Annotated in this window: 16 protein-coding genes; 9 read left to right on the plus strand and 7 right to left on the minus strand. The window is 68.6% G+C overall.

What is annotated here, in order from left to right:
- Positions 1-806: 806 nt before the first annotated feature.
- The gene (locus ACWF4Z_RS20405; RefSeq protein ID WP_452244663.1) at positions 807-2,234 is read right to left on the minus strand and encodes a polysaccharide lyase 6 family protein; all 1,428 of its coding nucleotides are present in this window, start codon (positions 2,232-2,234) and stop codon (positions 807-809) included.
- Positions 2,235-2,288: 54 nt separating this feature from the next.
- Here ACWF4Z_RS20405 and ACWF4Z_RS20410 point away from each other — a divergent pair, with 54 nt between their 5' ends.
- Together ACWF4Z_RS20410 and ACWF4Z_RS20415 are read left to right on the plus strand one after the other, a co-directional pair.
- Positions 2,289-3,230, plus strand: coding sequence for an SAM-dependent methyltransferase (locus tag ACWF4Z_RS20410; protein WP_452244664.1), 942 nt, complete (start codon positions 2,289-2,291; stop codon positions 3,228-3,230).
- A 51-nt stretch (positions 3,231-3,281) separates the two neighbouring features.
- A complete protein-coding gene (locus tag ACWF4Z_RS20415) occupies positions 3,282-4,163 on the plus strand; it encodes a DUF3800 domain-containing protein (protein WP_452244665.1) in 882 nt (293 codons plus the stop codon).
- A 20-nt stretch (positions 4,164-4,183) separates the two neighbouring features.
- Here ACWF4Z_RS20415 and ACWF4Z_RS20420 read toward each other — a convergent pair whose 3' ends face one another.
- On the minus strand, positions 4,184-4,939 hold the full coding sequence (locus tag ACWF4Z_RS20420) for an SDR family oxidoreductase (RefSeq protein WP_452244666.1): 756 nt from the start codon (positions 4,937-4,939) through the stop codon (positions 4,184-4,186).
- Between the two features lie 175 nt (positions 4,940-5,114).
- Here ACWF4Z_RS20420 and ACWF4Z_RS20425 point away from each other — a divergent pair, with 175 nt between their 5' ends.
- The 6 genes from ACWF4Z_RS20425 (at position 5,115) to ACWF4Z_RS20450 (ending at position 12,038) form a co-directional block, all read left to right on the plus strand.
- On the plus strand, positions 5,115-5,492 hold the full coding sequence (locus ACWF4Z_RS20425) for a YciI family protein (protein WP_452244667.1): 378 nt from the start codon (positions 5,115-5,117) through the stop codon (positions 5,490-5,492).
- Between the two features lie 111 nt (positions 5,493-5,603).
- Positions 5,604-6,185 carry an adenylate kinase gene (locus tag ACWF4Z_RS20430; protein ID WP_452244668.1) on the plus strand — a complete coding sequence of 194 codons (582 nt, stop codon included), beginning with the start codon at positions 5,604-5,606 and terminating at the stop codon, positions 6,183-6,185.
- A 195-nt stretch (positions 6,186-6,380) separates the two neighbouring features.
- Positions 6,381-6,767: a hypothetical protein gene (locus tag ACWF4Z_RS20435; protein ID WP_452244669.1), complete on the plus strand. Its 387-nt coding sequence runs from the start codon at positions 6,381-6,383 to the stop codon at positions 6,765-6,767.
- Positions 6,764-9,904 (plus strand): caspase, EACC1-associated type, encoded by a 3,141-nt coding sequence (locus tag ACWF4Z_RS20440; protein WP_452244670.1) that lies wholly within the window; start codon positions 6,764-6,766, stop codon positions 9,902-9,904. Before ACWF4Z_RS20435 ends, ACWF4Z_RS20440 begins: the two co-directional genes overlap by 4 nt.
- 5 nt (positions 9,905-9,909) lie before the next feature.
- Positions 9,910-10,851, plus strand: a complete 942-nt coding sequence (locus ACWF4Z_RS20445; protein WP_452244671.1) for a hypothetical protein — start codon at positions 9,910-9,912, stop codon at positions 10,849-10,851.
- A gap of 137 nt (positions 10,852-10,988) precedes the next feature.
- The gene (locus ACWF4Z_RS20450) at positions 10,989-12,038 is read left to right on the plus strand and encodes a lipoate--protein ligase family protein (RefSeq protein ID WP_452244919.1); all 1,050 of its coding nucleotides are present in this window, start codon (positions 10,989-10,991) and stop codon (positions 12,036-12,038) included.
- Here ACWF4Z_RS20450 and ACWF4Z_RS20455 read toward each other — a convergent pair.
- The 5 genes from ACWF4Z_RS20455 to ACWF4Z_RS20475 all read right to left on the minus strand — a co-directional run bounded on the left by ACWF4Z_RS20455 (position 12,022) and on the right by ACWF4Z_RS20475 (position 15,975).
- A complete protein-coding gene (locus ACWF4Z_RS20455; protein WP_452244672.1) occupies positions 12,022-12,840 on the minus strand; it encodes a PhzF family phenazine biosynthesis protein in 819 nt (272 codons plus the stop codon). The genes ACWF4Z_RS20450 and ACWF4Z_RS20455 overlap by 17 nt on opposite strands.
- 52 nt (positions 12,841-12,892) lie before the next feature.
- The gene (locus tag ACWF4Z_RS20460) at positions 12,893-13,486 is read right to left on the minus strand and encodes a DUF1707 SHOCT-like domain-containing protein (protein ID WP_452244673.1); all 594 of its coding nucleotides are present in this window, start codon (positions 13,484-13,486) and stop codon (positions 12,893-12,895) included.
- Complete coding sequence (locus ACWF4Z_RS20465; protein WP_452244674.1) at positions 13,483-14,190, minus strand: PadR family transcriptional regulator; 708 nt, start codon at positions 14,188-14,190, stop codon at positions 13,483-13,485. Before ACWF4Z_RS20465 ends, ACWF4Z_RS20460 begins: the two co-directional genes overlap by 4 nt.
- Positions 14,191-14,277: 87 nt before the next feature.
- A complete protein-coding gene (locus ACWF4Z_RS20470) occupies positions 14,278-15,000 on the minus strand; it encodes an LmeA family phospholipid-binding protein (RefSeq protein WP_452244675.1) in 723 nt (240 codons plus the stop codon).
- Positions 15,001-15,063: 63 nt separating this feature from the next.
- Complete coding sequence (locus ACWF4Z_RS20475) at positions 15,064-15,975, minus strand: NAD-dependent epimerase/dehydratase family protein (RefSeq protein WP_452244676.1); 912 nt, start codon at positions 15,973-15,975, stop codon at positions 15,064-15,066.
- A 205-nt stretch (positions 15,976-16,180) separates the two neighbouring features.
- Here ACWF4Z_RS20475 and ACWF4Z_RS20480 point away from each other — a divergent pair, with 205 nt between their 5' ends.
- The gene (locus tag ACWF4Z_RS20480; RefSeq protein WP_452244677.1) at positions 16,181-18,787 is read left to right on the plus strand and encodes an ATP-binding protein; all 2,607 of its coding nucleotides are present in this window, start codon (positions 16,181-16,183) and stop codon (positions 18,785-18,787) included.
- Positions 18,788-18,860 lie beyond the last annotated feature (73 nt).

An 18,860-nucleotide genomic window follows, 5' to 3' on the forward strand; every position in this document is an offset into this window, starting at 1 on the left:
TCAAGGGCGCCTTCGGCGTCGCTGCGCGATCTTCGACCCTTGACCCACACCACCGCGACCAGGGAAGGATCGCAGCTATTCCGGAGCCGCTCACCGGAGTGGTCGCACGGGCGGGGTGTGGTCAAGGGAGTGGACTGTGGTGAGGCTGACGTACGGGGTCCGTGCGGGGTGTGATTACGGGGGTGGATCGTGGTGGGGGCGGGCTGGGTCTTTCCGGAAGTAAATCTGCGGATAGCGACCAGGAAGTTCCGGAAAGACGGCGGCGGCCGTGGCCGGCCGTGGCCAAGCCGGGCGCATCGAGTCGTGGCTAGTGGTTCGGGCCGGGATATCGAGTCGTGGATATCGGCGAATCTCGCCGCCGATTCCTGACCCGGATCCACGACTCGATCAACTGAACCCGGCTCACAACTCCCCGCGGGGTTCGGAGACCGCGATAACCACATCGCCGGCACCCGGCTCGCGCACACGACCTGAGCGCACAACAGCCATCTGCGCGCCCGCCGAAGGCGGCAAACGGGCCAGGCGCCGCGAAGCGCTGTCCGCATCAACCCACACATCCCACACAAGAGCCGGTTATCCGCTCGTGTTAGGGGGCGCCGATCCAGGAGCCGGTGGCCGGGCCGGGGGGTCTCGGGAGGTGCACGGGTTTGTCCGGGGGGTGGGTTTCGCCTTGTAGGGAGGAGGTTCGGGAGGATGTTGCGCCCGAAACGGGAAGAGATCCACCCCAACCTACGCGGCACGGACACCTTGCCTGCTGCCGGCCGTCTCGAATCACGATTCCTCCGCACGGGTTGGCGGGCGAGGGCTCATTGCGAGGCTGGGCCGACGTCGGCGGGGATCAGGGGGTGGCGGGGTGCGGCGGTGCTGTATTCGTCGGCGCCTACGTCGGCTCGGCCGGTGCGGGGTTGGTTGTCGAGGTCTCGGGTGACGGTGGGGTACGTCTTGGTGGCGGTATTGATGGCCGGGCTGGTCGCGGTGAGGCGACGGACTCCGTCGGAGCCGGTGGCGAGCTTGGGGTCCTTGCGGCTGAAGCCGGCCGCGGGGAGGTTGCCGTCGGTTGCGGCGCCCCAGCAGAGGTTGCCGGACCAGCTGATGCCGTCCAGGTACGGCATCGAGACCAGCGTCGTGCCCGAGTCGCCCACCAGGAGGTTGTCGGAGATGACGCAGCCGAGCGGCGGCAGGGTGCGTTGGGATTCGCCGGCGATCGCCGTACCGCAGGAGAGCACGGTGTTGAGTGCGATCGTCACCCGGTCGGGCGCGTCGTTGCCGCGACGGCTCTCCGGCGAATCCTCGGGCTTGTGGTCGCGAACGCTGCCGCTGCCGAGCACGATGCCGGCGCCACCGATCCGTTCGAGATAGTTGTTCACCACCAGGTGATCGTTGCCGTAGATCCGGATTCCGTTGCTTCCGGCAAGGATGTGGTTGCCGTCGACCCGGGCGTTGTTGCCGTGTCGCAGGACGATCCCGCCGAGGCTGTCGCGAATCGTGTTGTGCCGGATCGTGTTTCCGGTCGACTTGGTCGAGATCGCCTCCGGATCGCCGTTGCAGCGCTCGAACAGGTTCTCCTCGACGATCGCGCCGGCGTCGCTCAGCGACCGGCCACTGAGCCCGAGCCGGATCGGCTCACCACCGTTGTCACCGGCGTAGGTGTGGTCGGAGAAGTAGTTCCGGACGATGCGTACGCCGCGGGCCATCCCGTCCGAGCCCGGTCCCTCGACACCGAGGAAGACGCCGAGCGTCGACTTGCCGTGGAAGTGGTTGCGCTCCACGGTCGTCGAGTCGCCGCGGACCATCAGCCAATGCGTCCCCTCGATGTCCGCGAGCTGAACGTCGTTCCGGCTGATCGTCAGGTTCCGGCAGGTCGTCGGGATCTCGAACGTCGCCTCCTGCCGCAGCTTGAACCCACTGATCACGACGTACGACGAATCCGCGACCACGAACCCGTTCTTCCCGGTCAGCGTCACCCCACCACGCGACGCGGCCCGCACGGTGATCGGCGCGGACGCGGTGCCGTGTTTCCCGGTGATCGCGATGTTCTGATCGGCGGGTACGGCGTACGTGCCGTTGGCCAGCACGATCTCGGCACCCGGCGCGGCCGACGCGATCGCCTTGCGGAGCTCGTCCAGGGTCTTCACCTGGACGGCGCGGGCGCAGGCCTGCGCGGTGGTCGGGGAGACGAGACCGGCAGTGAGAGTGGCGCCGAGTGTTGTGGTCAGGAAGGTCCGGCGATCCATGGTTCCTCCGGGAGGTCGGGGCGGTGCCGGACAGTCTGAGGGCGGTCGACGCGCTTGGCAAGCGCTTGCCAACGAACTTGTGAGGATCTCCCGTGGGGTGGGACAGGTTCGTTCTGTGTTCTGCGACACAACCCCGCTGCGGTCGCGAACCGTGCTCCCGCTACGCTTCCGGCACGTGATCTTTTCGGATCTGAATCGAGGCGGGGTATCGACCTGAACCAGCCCGCCGAGGCCCGGCTGTACGACCTGTTCCTCGGCGGCAAGAACAATTTCGAGGTTGACCGTCGCCTGTTCCAGGAGCTGATCAAACTCGCACCCGAGGCGCCGGAGGCGGCTCGGGCGAACCGGCTGTGGCAGGCCGAGGCGATCGGTCGGATGGTCACCGAAGGCGGGATCGGCCAGTTCCTCGATCTCGGGGCCGGCCTGCCGACCCCGCCGAACACCCACGAGATCGCCCTGGCCGCGGATCCGTCGGCCGTCGTCGTGTACGTCGACAACGACCTGACCGCGACCTCCCACGGCCGGGCGCTGCTCGCCGACGACCGCAACAGCTTCTTCGCCGGTGCCGATCTGACCGATCCGGAGGCCGTGTTCGCCGATCCCGAGGTGGCGGCCGCGCTCGACCTGTCCAAGCCGCTCGGGATCATGCTCGGGCTGGTGCTGCACGCGATCCCGGACCCGGGCCAGATCAAGCGGTTCATCACCGCGTACCTGAACGCCGTACCGTCCGGCTCCTACCTGGCGCTGACGCATCCGATCAACCCGCGTGACGGCAGCCGGTACGCCGACTTCGCGACCGCGGTCGAGGAGAAGCTCGGCGAAGCCTTTCCGGACGTCCGGTTCCGCACGCGGGACGAGGTGGCGGGCTTCTTCACCGGCCTCGACCTGGTCGAGCCCGGGCTGGTCGATCTGGCCAGTTGGCGGCCGGACGATCCGAAGCTCAGCTCCTCCGGCGCGGCCCACCTGATCGCGGTCGGGCTCGCCCGCAAGCCCTGAACCACCGACATGCCAGGACTAAACCAGTGGTGATCCGGCCCGCCTCGGCCGATGATTGCTGTCCTGATGACCCATTCGTCGTCGTGGCTCGAGATCGCGTGTGACGAGTCCGGATTCTCCGGGACCAACCTCCTGGATCCCGCCTCGCCCGTGATCACGCACGCCAGCGTCGACCTCGCCGTACCGGCGGCTGCCGAGGTGGTCGCTGTTCTGCGGTCCCGGTTCCGGCATCGATCGGAGTACAAGTCCAGCCAGTTGCTGCGGTCCGAGCAGCTCGAGTGGTTCCTCACCACGTTGCGCGGGCATGCGCACGTCGAGGTCATCGACAAGACCGGGTACGTCGCCGCCCGCGTCCTGGAGTTGTTCACCGGGCAACCGTCGTACGCCGATGGCACCAGCCTGGGCCGGGATTACGCGGGGATGGTGCGCAAGCTGAGGCACCGGACCGGATTCTTGACGGCCTTTGTCGACCTGACCCGGACCAAACGGCTCCGGCTGGTCGACCATGAGGCGATCGATCGGTTCTTCGCGACGATGCCGCCGGATGTGCCGGAGTTGCGGGACGTGAGCCGGGCGCACGTCGAGGAGGTGATGCTGCGGCTGATCGACGACGATCCGGCCATCCCGCCACCGCTCGAACCCATGATCGCGGCGCTGGCCGACACCGTCCTGTACTGGAGCGCCGGCGAGCGGTCCGTGGCCGTGGTGCATGACGAGCAGAGCGCGCTGAGCTGGCGGCGCGTCGACCGGTTGGCGGCGTACCTGGCCGAGGCGGAGTTGCCCGCACCGGCCCCGCTGCTCTCCGTCACCCAGGTCGACTCGAAGGAGGATCCGCGGGTGCAGGTGGCGGACCTGCTGGCCGGCATCGCCCGCCGGAAGCCGCCCGAGCTGACCTCGCTCCTCGAGCCGTATCTGGCCGCGCAGACCGGCTGACCGATGGTTGCTGTGGGCAACTAGACGTGGTCGGCGCGGAAGTCTTCCCAGGTTCGGGTGCCGACGTCGGCGCCGGTGAGCGTCAGGTTGCCGCCGGCGCGGTAGACCCTGCCGACCTTGCCGGGCACGTGGACCGGGAAGCTGGGACGGCGCTTGCCGGTCGCTCGCAGATAGTCGCGGACGAGATCGCCGAGGCTGTAGACCGTCGGGCCGACGAGGTCCGGGACCAATCCGGCCGGCTGACCCAACGCGAGCTCGGCGAGGCGCTGCGCGACGTCCCGGACGTCGACCGGCTGGACCCGGAAACCACCCGGCATCGGCAGGATCGGTAGTTTCGCCATCGTCTGCACCGCGTTCCAGGCGAAGTCGTGGAACTGCGCGACCCGCACGACGGTCCAGGGCACGGAGGAGGCGCGGACTGCCCGCTCCGCCCCGAGCTTGGCCTTGAAGTAGGCCAGCGGAACCTGCTCGACCCCGGTCACCGAGATGAAGACCAGGTGACCCACCTCGGCCCGCTCGGCCGCGGCGACCAGGTTGCGCGTGCCGATCTCGTCACCCTTCGGCCCACCGGCCAGGTGCAGGATGACGTCGACTCCTTCGACCGCCTCGTCGAGCCCGTCGCCGGTGAGCAGATCCACCTCCCGGTAGTCGATGCCGTCACCCCGGTCGCCGGCGTGCCGGCTCAGCACCCGCACGGCCCGCCCGGCCGCCTGGATCAGCGGAACCACTTCCCGTCCCAGCGTGCCCGTGCCGCCCGTCACCAAGATCGTGCTCATGACCTTCTCCGTCCGTTTCGTGGCTTCTGACACGCTGACGAATCTCGACCGGGAGACTGTGACTCGATGTGACGCGTGATACATCAGGGCGAAATGTCGAGTGGCTTGCGGGGCCTCCGACGTCATCGGTGCCGGGCGCACAACGGCGTACCGGCTGAACCTATCGGAGGCAGTGATGAAGTACGTGATCCTGATTCATTCCAACCCGCAGCCGTGGGCGCACCCGACGATCGACTTCACCGAGCGGGGGCAGAAGGTCCCGCGGGACGAGCGTGAGGCGATGGGCAAGGAGTTCGACGCCTTGCTGGCGGAGCTGTCCGCCAGCGGTGAGCTCGTCAGCGGGCTGGCGCTGGACGCGCCGAATTCGGCCCGGATCTACCGCTGGGAAGGGAAGAAGCCGGTCGGCACGGACGGACCGTACGCGGAGACCAAGGAGCAGTTGGCCGGGTTCTTCGTCCTGGACTGCGCGACCCGGGAGCGCGCCGAGGAGATCGGTCTCCAGTTCGCGGGGCCGGGTGACACCGTCGAACTTCGCCCGGAATGGGAGTTCTGAGCCCCCCAGGTAGGTGTGACCTGTCCGTGCGATTTGGAGTGACGTACGCCGTACCGCACGGGCGGGACCTCCCATATTCTGGAGGACTTACCGGGAGTAAGGGAGTTCGCCGTGACGACTGTCGTCCTGATGGGGCCGCCGGGGGCCGGCAAGGGCACCCATGCCGAGCTGCTGGCCAAGAGTCTCGGCGTGCCGGTGATCTCGACCGGCGACATCTTCCGCGCCCAGGTCGCAGCCGCCACGGAGCTGGGCCGGACCGCGCAGGGGTACCTCAACGCCGGCGGCCTGGTGCCGGACGAGGTCACGAACGCGATGGTCCGTGAGCGCCTGGCCGCCGAGGACTGCGAGCCCGGCTTCCTGCTCGACGGATATCCGCGGACACTCGACCAGGCAGCGGTTCTCGACGACATCCTGATCTCGCAAGGCCGCAGCCTGGTCGCGGTCGTCGTGCTGCGGGTCGAGTCCGAGCAGCTGGTCCAGCGGCTGCTGCGCCGGGCCGAGATCGAGCACCGCTCGGACGACACCGAGGACGTCATTCGGCGTCGCCTGCAGGTGTATGCCGACCAGACCGTCCCGCTGATCAGCCTGTACGGCGGACGCGACCTGGTCCACGAGGTCGACGGCAACGGCGCTGTGGAAGAAGTCCGCGAGTACGTGCTTCAGGTGGTCGGCGTGCTCACGCCCGCGGAGTGACGTCGGGTCGACGCGATCAGCATCACGGCGCTGAGCTGCGCAGCAGCGGGGCTTGTCAGGGCTAGCACTGAGATCGCGGCTGATTCGTAGCCGAGCACGCGGTCCCCGGTCTAATCTGGTGACAATCAGGTGACTGCGCGTGTGGGGAGGGGCTTCGCAGCGCGATGGTCGCCGGGATTCGAGGGGGCCATGGTGGTGGAGCTACGGATTCAGCTCGCCGAATCCGGTGCTGACGCCGAGCGAGTCGATCAGCTGACCGGTTATCTTCGGCAAGAGCTGCTCGAGCTGGACGTCGATGACGTGAAGGCACTTCCGGCCGGTGATCCTCCGCCGGGATCGCGTGCGTTCGAGGCGGCCGTGGTCGGCGGGCTGATCGTCACGTTCGCCGAGGCCGCGCAGGGCGTCCGCTCGGTGGTCTCGTCGATCCGGGCCTGGTTGGCGCGGGGCAGCGGTGGGGCCAAGCGAACCATCCGGCTGGAGCTCGACGGCGACGTCCTCGAGCTGTCCGAGGTGAGCGCGACCGAGCAGACGCGGCTGATCGAGCTGTTCCTGACCAAGCACTCCGGCGCTCCGGGGGAATGATGGAAGGCCGGCGCAGGGCACTGATCGTCGCGAACGACGAGTACGACCACGAGGGCCTGAGGCATCTCCGATCGCCGGCGGCGGACGCCGACGCGTTGGGACGCGTGCTGGGTGACGAGCAGATCGGCGCGTTCGAGGTGGAGACGGTGCGCAACGAGCCGTCGTACGTGATCCAGACGCGGATCGAAGATCTGCTCGCGGAGAGCCAGCCGGACGACGTCCTGCTGATGCATTTCTCCTGCCATGGTTTGAAGAGTGAGTCGGGTGAGTTGTTCTTCGCCGCCCGCAACACCCGGCCGAACCGGTTGAGTTCTACGTCGATCTCCGCGGACTTCGTTCGGCGGTGTATGCAGGCGAGCCGGTCGCGGAGCGTCGTACTGCTACTGGATTGCTGCTACGGCGGGGCTTTCGGCAAAGGCGTCGCCGTTCGCTCGACCGGTGAGGTCAATGTCCTCGACAACTTTCCGGGGAATCGCGTCGGTGGTGGTCGGGGGCGCGCGGTCATCACGGCGTCGAACTCGATCGAGTACGCGTTCGAAGGTGATGAGCTTGCCGATGACAACAGTCGGCGGCCGTCCGTCTTCACCACCGCTTTGGTGGAAGGGCTTGCGACCGGCGAGGCCGACCGTGACGAAGACGGGTGGGTCTCGCTGAACGAGCTGTACGACTACATCTTCGACCGGGTTCGGGCCAAGACGCCGCATCAGACACCCAGTCGGGACGTGGAGATGCAGGGCGAGCTGTATCTGGCCAGGAGCCGACGGCGGCGGATCAAGCCGCAACCGATTCCGGCGGATCTGCAGGCCGCGATGACGGACTCCAACATGTTCTCCCGGCTTGGTGCGGTGAGTGAGCTGCGGACCCGGCTGCTGAGCGACAACTTGCCGGCGGCCGTGGGTGCGCATGAGGCGCTGGTCGAGATTGCACGCACGGACATTCAGTACGTCGCGGAGCCCGCCCAGGCTGCTGTCAACGAAGCTGTCCTCACACCCACGCTGACCGAGCTGCGCTTCGACCCGGTCCCGGCCGGAGCCGAACGCCCACATCTCGTGGTGCGCTTGTCGGGCCCGCCGGTAGCCCACATCTGCACACCGACCCCATCCGCCGAGTGGATCCACGTCCAGGAAACAGATGACGGCATAGACGTCTCAGTAGACACCCACGTCACCGCCACCGGCTCCCTAAACCTCAAAGGCCCCACCGGCGAACTAGACCTCCCCCTAACCATCACAATCCTCCAAACAGTAGAAGAAGCACCCGCGACCACTGAGCAGGAGCCGGAGGCTGAACCACCTGCGGTAGAGGAGCCGGTCGCAGAACCACCTGCGGCGGAAGAGACGCCGGTCGTACCACCACCCGTCGTCGCAGAACCACCTGCGGTGGAGCAGCCGTCCGTGACTACGGAACAACCTGCGGCAGACGAGGCACCCGTCGCGCCACCTGTCGTCGCGGAACCACCTGCCGTTGAGCCGGTTCGGGTGGTGAAGGCGGTGCCTGTGGTGAGGGATGAGCGGTTGCAATGGGCGGATCCGGAGCCGCCGACGGACGCTGGGCGTACGACGTCTGCGGCGCCTGCTTGGTCGTTGACGCCTGCGCAGCGTGCTCCGCATCCGCAGGCCTTGGGGGCTGGGTCGGTGTTCTGGGCGTTGATGCCCGTGTGGTCGTTTGGTTTGCTTGCTCCGTTGCCGTCTGCCCTGGCGGCTTCACGGCTGAAGGACCGTGGCTTGTGGGCGGCGTCTGCCGGCTACACCGCGCTCCTGGCGCTGGTTGTCGTCCTGGACGTCGTTGCCAGGCCCGGGCCCGGCGGCTTTCTCGATCTGATCTTGGTCCTCGCCGCGACCGTCCACGCCTTCGGTCTCCGTCAGCGATACTTCGCGGCGGCCCCGGCCGCCCAACCGCCCGCACCCACCCCCACGCAACGGCCCACCTACCCGCCTGCACCCGCAACGCCGGCGGCGCGGACGGTTCAGCCGCCCGCGATCCCGCATTTCAGGGTGGTTGCGTTGGGGATCGCGGGGTCGGGGAAGACGGTTTATCTGTCGAGCATGTTTCATACGGTGAATGTTCCGACGGTTGCGCGGTCGTACTTTCTCGAGACCGCGGCCGCGCAGCGGGTTTATCTCAGCAAGGTGTTCGACGCCGTCAGCGACACCACCGAACCCTGGCCGCGCGGCACCCGGACCGGCGAGACCCGGGAGCTCGTTTTCGATTGTGTGTCGATGGATCAAGGCGTCAAGCATCAGATCTTCACCATCAGCTACCTGGACTACGCCGGCGAGCTGCTGGAGTCCGAGCAAGCGGCCGGCTCGACCGCCCTCGGCGATCTGGAAGATCGCATCCAGCACGCCCACGGTTTGCTCGGCATGCTCGACGGCTACCGCGTTCTCCAGTTCCTTCGCGGCGAGCCCGCCGGCCAACGGTACTTCCGGAGCTCGATCCAGCCGCTCACCGGCATCATGGCCGGCGCGACCTGCCCGATCCATTTTGTGCTGACCAAGTGGGACCTGGTCCGCGGGTTCGGCGAGCCGATCGATGCCGATGACAACGTTCGGCTCAGCATGGTGCGCAACGCGCTGATGACCACACCCCAGCTGAGGGCGCTGGTCGAGACGCACAGCTGGGGTGAGCGGATCGTCCGGCTGATCCCGGTCAGCGCGGTCGGACCGGACTTCGCCCAGATGGACATCGACGGCCGGGTCCTGAAACGGCCGAACGGCGAGGTCCATCCGACCAACGTGGAGATTCCGCTCACCGCGATCCTGCCGGATCTCTTCCGCCAGATCGCGCAGTCGCTCGACCCGGCCAGCCGGCGGCAGCTCGATGTGCACCTGCGATCCCGCCGCCAACCGCAGTCCTCGCTGGCGGCCTTCCTCGAGCGACCGGCCGGAATCGCCTTGCAGCGAAGGCTTCAGGACGTCGTCGGTGGCTCGGCCGGCCGCGAGGTCGCGGGCATGTTCCTCGACTGGATGGATGGCACGTCGGCCGAAGAGGCCCGGCGGGCCGGAGCCGAACGGCGCGACGTCCGGCGGTACGCGGCCAGCGTCGAGGCGGCGCGGGCCCGTGTGCTCGGCGAGTTCGCCGAGGAGTTGGGCCGGCTCGAAGAACGACTCCCCGCGTCCCGGCTCAGCGGACGGTGACCGCGGTGGCGTCTGCGTACGGCTGGTCGTTTCTGGTCGCCCGCGGGCGCCACACCGGGTACCAGACCCTGCTGGCTCCGGACTTCCTTGCCGAGAGCAACGAGTACGGCGTACTCGGCGAAGCGACCGGGGCCGACGCGGAGACCGCGATCACGCGGCTCCACGGTCTGGCCGCCGGTGACGTCGTACTGGCGTATCGGACCCAACGGCTCACCGATGCCGATCTCGGGGCCGCGGCGGGCGGTCCGCTGACCGATGAGTTCGGGCGTCCGCTGGAGTTGATGTACGGGTTCGCGGTGCGCGCGGCGGCGATCGGGGTGGTGGACGACGCGGACTTCGACCAGGCGCGAGCCGAAGCAATCTCCACGTATCAACAGTTTCTGGCCGACGAATCGGGCTTCCGGCTCGAGACGGCGAGAGCCTTCGCGCTGCGGTCGACGCCCGCCGCGGCCGAGCCCGCGCCGGCGCCGGCACCGATACGGCCCGCGCCCGTCATGGTTCCGGCCGCGTCCTTCGCCGCGCCTGCACCGGTGGCGGCGTTGCCCGTGTCACCAAGGAGTCCGCGCAGGTACGTCGTGCTGGCCGGCGTCCTCGGTGTCGCCATCGTGTTCAGCGCATGGCTGCTTCTGCGCGGTGGTGGTCAGGTCACCCAGGTCAAGATCACCGATCTGGCTGCCGTGGTCGACTGCAGTCAGCTGATCACGGTCCAAGGCACGATCACGACCGACGACGATGCATCAGTGACCTACCACTGGGAGTCCACGCTCCCAACGAATTCCAGCCCGACCGACACCGACTTCCCGGACGCCGGCTCCTACCCGGTCGAGGGCACGGTCGACCCGACCGGGAAGGAGAGCGGCGCTACGTTCAAGGTCACCCAGAAGTTGGTCGTCGAGGAGCCCAACTTTCTCGTCGCCGACCAGGTGTTCACGCTGACCTGCAAGTAGCTCAGCTGCGCCAGACCGGTGCGACCGTCCTGCGGTAGTTGCGACCGAAGACTCCCGTGATGACCGTGAGCACCGGCTTGGGCACAGTGCCCGCGAGCCGCGGGAACATCTAACGAGCGGAGTCAGTTGCGGTGGGTATGCATGGTGAGTACAAAGTGCCGGGCGGGAAACTTGTTGTCGCCGATCTCGACGTGGTGGACGAGCACGTGCGGCAGGCACAGGTCAGTGGGGACTTCTTCCTCGAGCCCGATGACGCGCTGGAGCGGATCAATGGCGCGCTGGCAGGGCTTCCGGTCGCGACTCCGCCGGCCCAGATCGCAGCGCGGGTGCGCGCCGTACTGGGTGATGGCGTCGAGATGCTCGGCTTCTCCCCGGAGGCCGTCGCGGTTGCCGTCCGGCGTGCGTTGACCGGGGCAACGGGTTGGCGGGATCACCAGTGGGAGTTCGTCCACGACGTACCCCGGGAGCCGGCGGTGCAGATGGCGCTCGACGAGGTGCTGGCCGAACAGGTCGGTTCGGGTGAGCGCGCGCCGACGCTGCGGGTGTGGGAGTGGGCCTCGAACGCGGTCATCATCGGCAGCTTCCAGTCGTTGCGTAACGAGGTCGACCTGGAAGGCGCGGCCAAGCACGACGTGACAGTCGTACGGCGGATCAGCGGCGGCGGAGCCATGTTCGTCGAGCCGGGTAATACGATCACGTACTCGCTCTACGTGCCCGAGTCCCTGGTGTCCGGGCTGTCTTTCGTTGATTCGTACGCGTTCCTGGACGACTGGGTCGTTGGTGCGCTCAACGATCTCGGCATCGCGGCGACGTACCAGCCGATCAACGACATCACCTCACCGGCCGGGAAGATCGCGGGCGCCGCGCAGAAGCGGTTCGCGGGTGGCGCTGTACTGCATCACGTCACGATGGCCTACGACATGGACGCGTCGAAGATGCTCGAGGTCCTGCGGATCGGCCGGGAGAAGCTGTCCGACAAGGGGACCACGAGCGCGAACAAGCGCGTCGACCCGCTCCGCAGCCAGACCGGCATGGATCGCGCCGACGTGATCGACCGGATGGTCGCGTCGTTCCGTGGACGCTACGGGCTGACCGACGGTGTCATCGATGCGGAGACGGTCGCGTTGGCCCAGGAGCGCGTCGGGGAGAAGTTCGGCACCGATGAGTGGCTTACCCGGGTGCCGTAATCGGTACGGCGTTGCCGCTCACGCGGACCCTCGAGTCGTCGGCACGGAGCTCGACCTCGATCAGGCTCGGACGGCCGAGGTCGTCGCCCTGGTGGAGGGTGAGAGTGGCCGGCGCGTCGACCAGGCCGAGCTCGCGCAGGTAGGCGCCGAACGCGGCCGCGGCCGCGCCGGTCGCCGGGTCTTCGACCACCCCGCCGACCGGGAACGGGTTCCGGACGTGGAAGGTGACGGGGTCCTCGCGCCACACGAGTTGGAGGGTGATGAGGTCGCGTTCGAGCATGTAGGCGAGCAGCCGGTCGAAGTCGTAGTCGAGGTCGGCCAGCCGCTGCCGGGTCGCCGTACTCACGACGAGGTGGCGGGCACCGGCGTACGCGATCCGTGGCGGTAGCGCCGGATCGAGATCTTCGGCCTGCCAGCCGAGGGCGTCGAGTGCGGTCTGGATATCGCCGGCCGCTTCGACGTACGGTTCGACGCTGGTCAGCGTCGCCCGGAACGTGCTGTCCACGGTGACCGGGACCAGGCCGGCTTGGGTCGAGAAGACCAGCTCGCCAGGGCCGACGCGCTGAGCCAGCGCGACGGCGGTGGCGACGGTCGCGTGGCCGCAGAACGGGACCTCGGCCTTGGGGGAGAAGTACCGCACCTTGTTTCCCGCGGTCAGGAAGGCGGTCTCGGAGTAGCCGACCTCGGCCGCGATCGCCTGCATGGCCGCGGCGTCGAGCCCGCCGGCATCGAGAACCACACCGGCCGGGTTGCCGCCGGCCGGGTCGGTGGTGAAGGCCGCATACCGCAGAACCGTGCTCATGCTGCCCATCCAACCACCCCGACTCCAGGCCTGGAGTCGGGGTGAGGTGGGGTCAGCGGTTGTGGTTGTGCCAGCGGCGGCGGTGGGCTCCGCTGATGAGGACGATCCAGAAGACGCCCCACAGCAGCCACGGAGCGGCCAGGGTGGCGGCGGTGATGAACAGGCCGATCATGAGGAACGGCGCGAGCATCATGAACGCCGGCGGCGGACCGTGACGGCGACCGCGGGCGGATGGGGGTGACCAGGGGCCGAGGGCCGGCTGCAGCTCGGTCTGGGTGGGGAGGTCGTCGAAGAGCGGCGCCAGGTCGTCGACGTACCGGGCTCGGGTCGCCTGCTCGCTGCGCTCCTCGAACTCGGCCTGGGTGAGTCGGCCGGCGACGAAGTGGTCGCTGAGCAGGGCGACGGCCTGATCGCGTTCGGCGTCACCGATGCGGACCGGGCCCTGGCGGCGCTCGGGCGTACGGCGTTCGACGTCACGTCGGTCGGTCTCGTCAGCTGCGGCCCAGGCCACCCAGCCCTGGCCGCCAGGGCCCGTCCGGTCCCAGCCGGGCCGATCCCAGCCCGGACCGCCCCAGCCGGCGCCGTGCCAGTCCCGCGCGCGCCGGTCACGTCGTTGCTCGCGTCGTTGGGGTGAGCGCGAGCTCATGAGCGGTCCCCGCCCTCTTCCCCGTCGTCCTCCGGTGCCCCGTCGGCCAGGATGCCGTACAGCTTGCGGCGCAGTTCGCTGACGGCCTCGCGGGCCTTCGCCTGCTGCTCCGGCGTACCGGTGGACAGGATCTGCCACATCGCGGTCGCGACCTGACCGAGCATCGGCTTCAGGCCGTTGTCGTCGTCGGCGGGCCGCGGTGCGCCCATCGCCTCCCAGGGTGCGGACACCTCGTCCTGGTGTTCGGCGACGTACGTGCGTCCCTCGTCGGTCAGCGTGAACGTCCGGCGACCGGTCTCCGCGTCGGCCTTGACCAGGCCCTCGTCCTCGAGCTGCTGCAGTGTCGGGTAGATCGAGCCGGGGCTCGGCTTCCACACGCCACCGCTGCGGTCGGCGATCTCCTGGATGATCTGGTAGCCGTTCATCGGCTGCTCGGCCAGTACGGCGAGAATCGCGGCCCGCACGTCACCGCGCCGGGCCTTCGGTCCACGCCAGCGCGGCGGCGGGCCCCACGGCGGGCCGAACAGCTGGCTACCGCCGCCGAACATGCCCCACTGCGGGCCGAATCCCTGGTGTCCTTGGTGAGTGTGTGCGCGCCGGCCGGTCATCGCCGCGCGCAGCTCCTCTTTGATGTCGTCGAAGGTTGAACAGTTGCGCGCGAACTGGGCCCAGGGCCAGCCCGCGGCGTACGTCGATCCGGTCATCACGACCACCCGTCCCTACGAAGAGATTGCGATAGTCCGACGATATATCGCGAACCAAGGCCACCCAAGGGATGAAAGGTGAGAAAGTCAGCCGGCGATCTTCAGGTCTGCTGCTGTGGCGGTGAGGATTACTGAGCTGCCTTCGATGCTTACTGTCTTCAGGGTCGCACCGAAGGGAAGCTTGGGCAGGGTGATGCCCTTCGACAGCTGGGACTTGACCGTGCTCTGGAGGAACGACGGGATGTTGTCGGAGAGCTGATCGACGACGAGCACGATCCGGCCCTTCAGGATCTGCGGGCGGACGGTAGCGTCGGCCGTGACCCCGCGCACCGTCAGCTTCGCCTGCAGCTTGTCGCCGAGGACGTTCATCGTCAGCCCGGTCAGGCCGGTGCTGCGAGCGGCCTGCTTGGCCAGCTCGGCCGGCGACAGCTGCAGCCGGACATCAGTGGTGTCGACGGTCACCGCCGTACCGGGATCGCCCGTGATGAGACCGCGCGGCACATGGACGCCGCTCAGATCGACCTTCAGATCCTCCGCCGGGACCGCGTCGAGCGTCGGCTGCTTCATGGTCAGCGTGACCTTCGAGAACCGCTCCTTGGCCAGCTGTGGCAGGAACCCGAATCCGCCGATCTTGACCGAGGTGTCCGACGAGGTCACGTCGTACTTGGCGGCCTCTTTCTCCGCCATCGTGGTCAGCTGGTTCTCGGCCACCCACGCCGCAGCCCGGTCGATGGCGACCAGCAGGACCCCCAGCACCACCACCGTGACGATCAGCCGCCGACCCCAATGCCGCGGTTTCCTGGAACTCATCCCATCCCTTTCACAAGCGGTCGACCCCGTCGGTCCGGACAGCCTAGAGCCCCGGCCAAGCCGTCATCGCACAGCGTCGATCGATGCCTGCAGAGCGTCGTCGACGGAGGTAGGTTTGATGCCGAAGGCAACAGTCGCCGCCGACGAGTCGAGGACGAACGGCCGCTGCCACTGGTACTGCGTCTCGACCATCGCCCGCGCGGTCGGATTGAACAGACCCGCGAGCCGCAACGCGATCGTCGGCATCGTGGCGACCCGGGCTGCCGGTGCTCCAGCGAGCTCGGCGGCACGAGTCGCAAGGGCGCGGATCGACACCGGCTCCGGGCTGGGCACATGCCACGGGCGACCCCACGCGTTCGGATCGGCGGCGACGGTGATCAACGTGCGCGCGACGTCATCGACGTACGTCCAACTGTGCGGCGCATCCAGGTCGGCCGGTATCGAACCGCGACCACCGCTGATCACCTTCGGCAACACCATCACGCTGAACGGCGTGACCGCGCCGGCGCCCAGATAGTCCGAGCCGCGCACCTCTGCGGTCCGGATCCGCCCGGCCTGGTGCGCGGCCAGTGCGTCTGCCCACAGCTTCGCGCGCACCTGCCCCTTGACGGAGTTCGGATGCAACGGCGTCTCCTCGGTCATGGGGGCGTCGACTGCGCCGTACCCATAGAGGTTGCCGGTCGTCACCAGCACGGCTCCGCTTGTCTCGGCCGCGTGGATCAATGCGGTGCCCAGCGGCGGCCAGTCCGATGCCCAGCGGTGGTAGGCCGGTCCCGCGCACGAGAAGATCGCCGTCGCGCCCTCGACGTGCCGTGCCAGCGTCGCGGGGTCACTCGCGTCCGCGGCAACCCGTTCGACGCCGTCCGGCCCGCTCCCGGACCGGGTGATCACCCGAACCTGTTCGCCGTGGGCGGCGAGGAGACGGGCAGTCGCCGTCCCCACCGGACCGGCACCGACGACAACCTGCAGGGGCATCCGGGTGACCTCTCCTCCTACGACTCGTGTCTCCATCGAGTGTGACCGATGACCAGGTCCGCGAGATTCGGCGCCGATCGTGGACTTGTTGGTACGTCGGACGCCCGCGATCCACCTTTGGTTGGTCCGGGAACTACCTCTGGCCGCAGACCGCCTGATTGCCGCCTGGGGGTTTACCCTGCCAGTGTCGGCTTGAAGGGGGATCATGCTGAATCACTCGGGGGAACAGGAAGGTTGCCGGGCACCGCTGCTCGAACGGGACGAGCCGCTGCGGGCCCTGGCGAAAGCGCTGTCGGACGCCGAACGGGGATCGGGCCGGCTGGTCCTGGTCGCAGGTGAGGCAGGAGTCGGAAAGACCAGCGTCGTACGGCGTTTTGCCGCGTCGACGCATCGTGACACCAGGGTGCTCAGGGGCCGCTGCGAGCCGTTGAGCTCGCCGCGGCCGCTCGGACCGTTGCTCGATGTGGTGCCCGGGATGGGCCCTGCGGTCGCGGATGTGTTGCGGAAGGTCCTCGCGGGTGCGCCGGTCGGGGAGCTGTTCGACAGCGTGGCGGCGGATCTGGCCGGTCGACGGCAGCCGACGGTTCTCGTGATCGAGGATCTGCATTGGGCCGACGCGGCGACCCTCGACCTGATCCGGTTTCTGGCGCCGCGGCTGGCCGACGTCAGTGCCGTGCTCGTAGCTACCTACCGCAACGACGAGATCGGCCGGACCCATCCGCTGGCCATTCTGCTCGGAGATCTCGCCCCACTTGCCGGGATCACCCGGATCGGCATCGAGCGCCTGAGCCTGCGCGCTGTGCAGCAGTTGGCAGCGGTCCGCGACCTCGACGCCGAGCGCTTGCATCGGATCACCGGTGGCAATCCGTTCTTCGTGACCGAGGTACTCGCCGCTCCGCCCGGGAAGCTGCCGGCGACCGTGCAGGACGCGGTCTGCGGCCGTCTCGCCCGGATGTCCGCCGCGGCTCACAGTGCGGTCGAGACGCTCGCGGTCGCCGGGACGGACGCGCCGCTCGATCTCATCGAGTCGCTGGCGCCGGGCGCGTGTCACGGCCTCGACGAGGCGATCGAGAACGGCTTGGTGCGATCGAGCGGCCGGTTGATCGACTTCCGCCACGAGCTGGCCCGGCTCGCGGTGCTCGCATCGATTCCGGCGTTCCGGCGACTCGAGCTGCATCGTGCCGTGCTGGCCGAGCTCGTCCGGAATGGTGCTGAGGGCAACGACCTGAGCCGGATCGTCGAGCATGCCGAGCAGGCCGGGGACGACGACGTACTGCGCCGTTACGCCCCGCTCGCCGGTCGGCACGCGGCCGCGCTCGGCTCCCATCGCGAGGCTGCCGCGCACTACGATCGCGTGCTGGCCCATCTCGACTCCTACGACGCGGCCGAGCAGCTCGAGCTGCTCGAGGCGGCCTCGACCGAGTACTACCTGTGCGGAGATCTGACCAAGCGGATCGACTGCGGCGACCTGGCGATCGGGCTGCATCGTCGGAGCGGCGACCGGGTCGCCGAAGCGCAGGCCCTGCAGATCCAGGCGCACAACCTCGGCTGTCTGAGCCGGCCGCAGGACGCGCTGCGCGCCGCTGGTCAGGCGATCGCGCTGCTGGAGCGGTTCCCGCCCGGCGCTGAACTGGCCGCTGCCTACGCCGAGCTGGCCGAGCAGTCGTTCTTCGTCCACGACGGCGATTCGGTCCGCCGCTATGCGTCGTTGGCGTTGTCGTTGGCCGGGTCGCGACCGGATGTCGAAGCCTGGGTGAACTATTACGCGACGGCCGCCCAGATCGTTGCCGATGACAACGGTTGGGACGAGCTCGACGCGATCCGGGAACGAATCGTGGTGGCGGACTGGCAGCAGTTCGCGTTCCGGGCGACGAACGTCGGGCCCTGTCTGGCGGCGTACCGGCGGGATCCGGCCCGCGCCGTACCCATGCTCGATCGGGCGCTGACCTACCTACGCGCTGGTGAATCCTCGATGTTCGTCTATCACCTGCGCGGTTGCCGGGCCTACGCGCAGCTGCTGCAGGGAGACTGGCAGCCGGCCGAGACCGCCGCGAACGCGTTGTTGGCGGATGCCCGGCTGACTGTTCCGGCCGAGATACTGCCGCAGGCTGTCGTCGGACTGCTCCGGGCCCGGCGTGGTGACGGCGACCCGTGGCCGGCCCTGGATCGTGCGGTGGAGCTCAGCCCGGAGCCGCATCCGATGCGACTGACGCCGTTGATCGAGGCACGGGCCGAGGCTGCCTGGTTGGCCGGGGACGACGAGCAAGCCATCGCCGAGGCGCGGAGCGGGCTGTCCGGCATGGGACCGGATGCCGATCCGTGGCAAGCCGGTGCGCTGGCGTGCTGGATCTTCCGGGCCGGTGGGCAACCACCGTCGGTGCCGGCTGCCGAGCCGTTCGCGCTGGAGATGGCGGGTGATTGGTCCGGCGCCGCGGACGCCTACGAGCGGCGTGGGCTGCCGTACGACGCTGCGCTGGCCCGGCTGGCCGGTGATGCGGATGCGGTCCGGGCGGCTTCCGCCGTACTGGCTCGGCTCGGGGCTCAGCCTGCCGTTGCGCGGACCCGCGACCGGCTGCGAGCTCTTGGCGAACGACGGGGCACGCGGGCGCCGTGGCGGGCGCATCGGCACAACCCGTTCGGGCTGACCAGCCGGGAGCTGGAAGTGCACGCGTTGTTACGCACCGGCATGACGAACGCCGAGATCGCCGACCAGCTCGTGCTCAGTCGTAACACCGTCAACCACCACGTCAGCGCGATCCTGGGCAAGCTCGGCGTCTCCAACCGGACCGAGGCTGCCGCCCGGCTGGCCTGAGTCCGCGTGATGTAGGCAGTGGTCTGCGCCAATATGGCCAAGGTTGCCGATTTATGGTCGCTCGCACCCTCCT

This window comes from Kribbella sp. NPDC055071 (assembly GCF_053608045.1).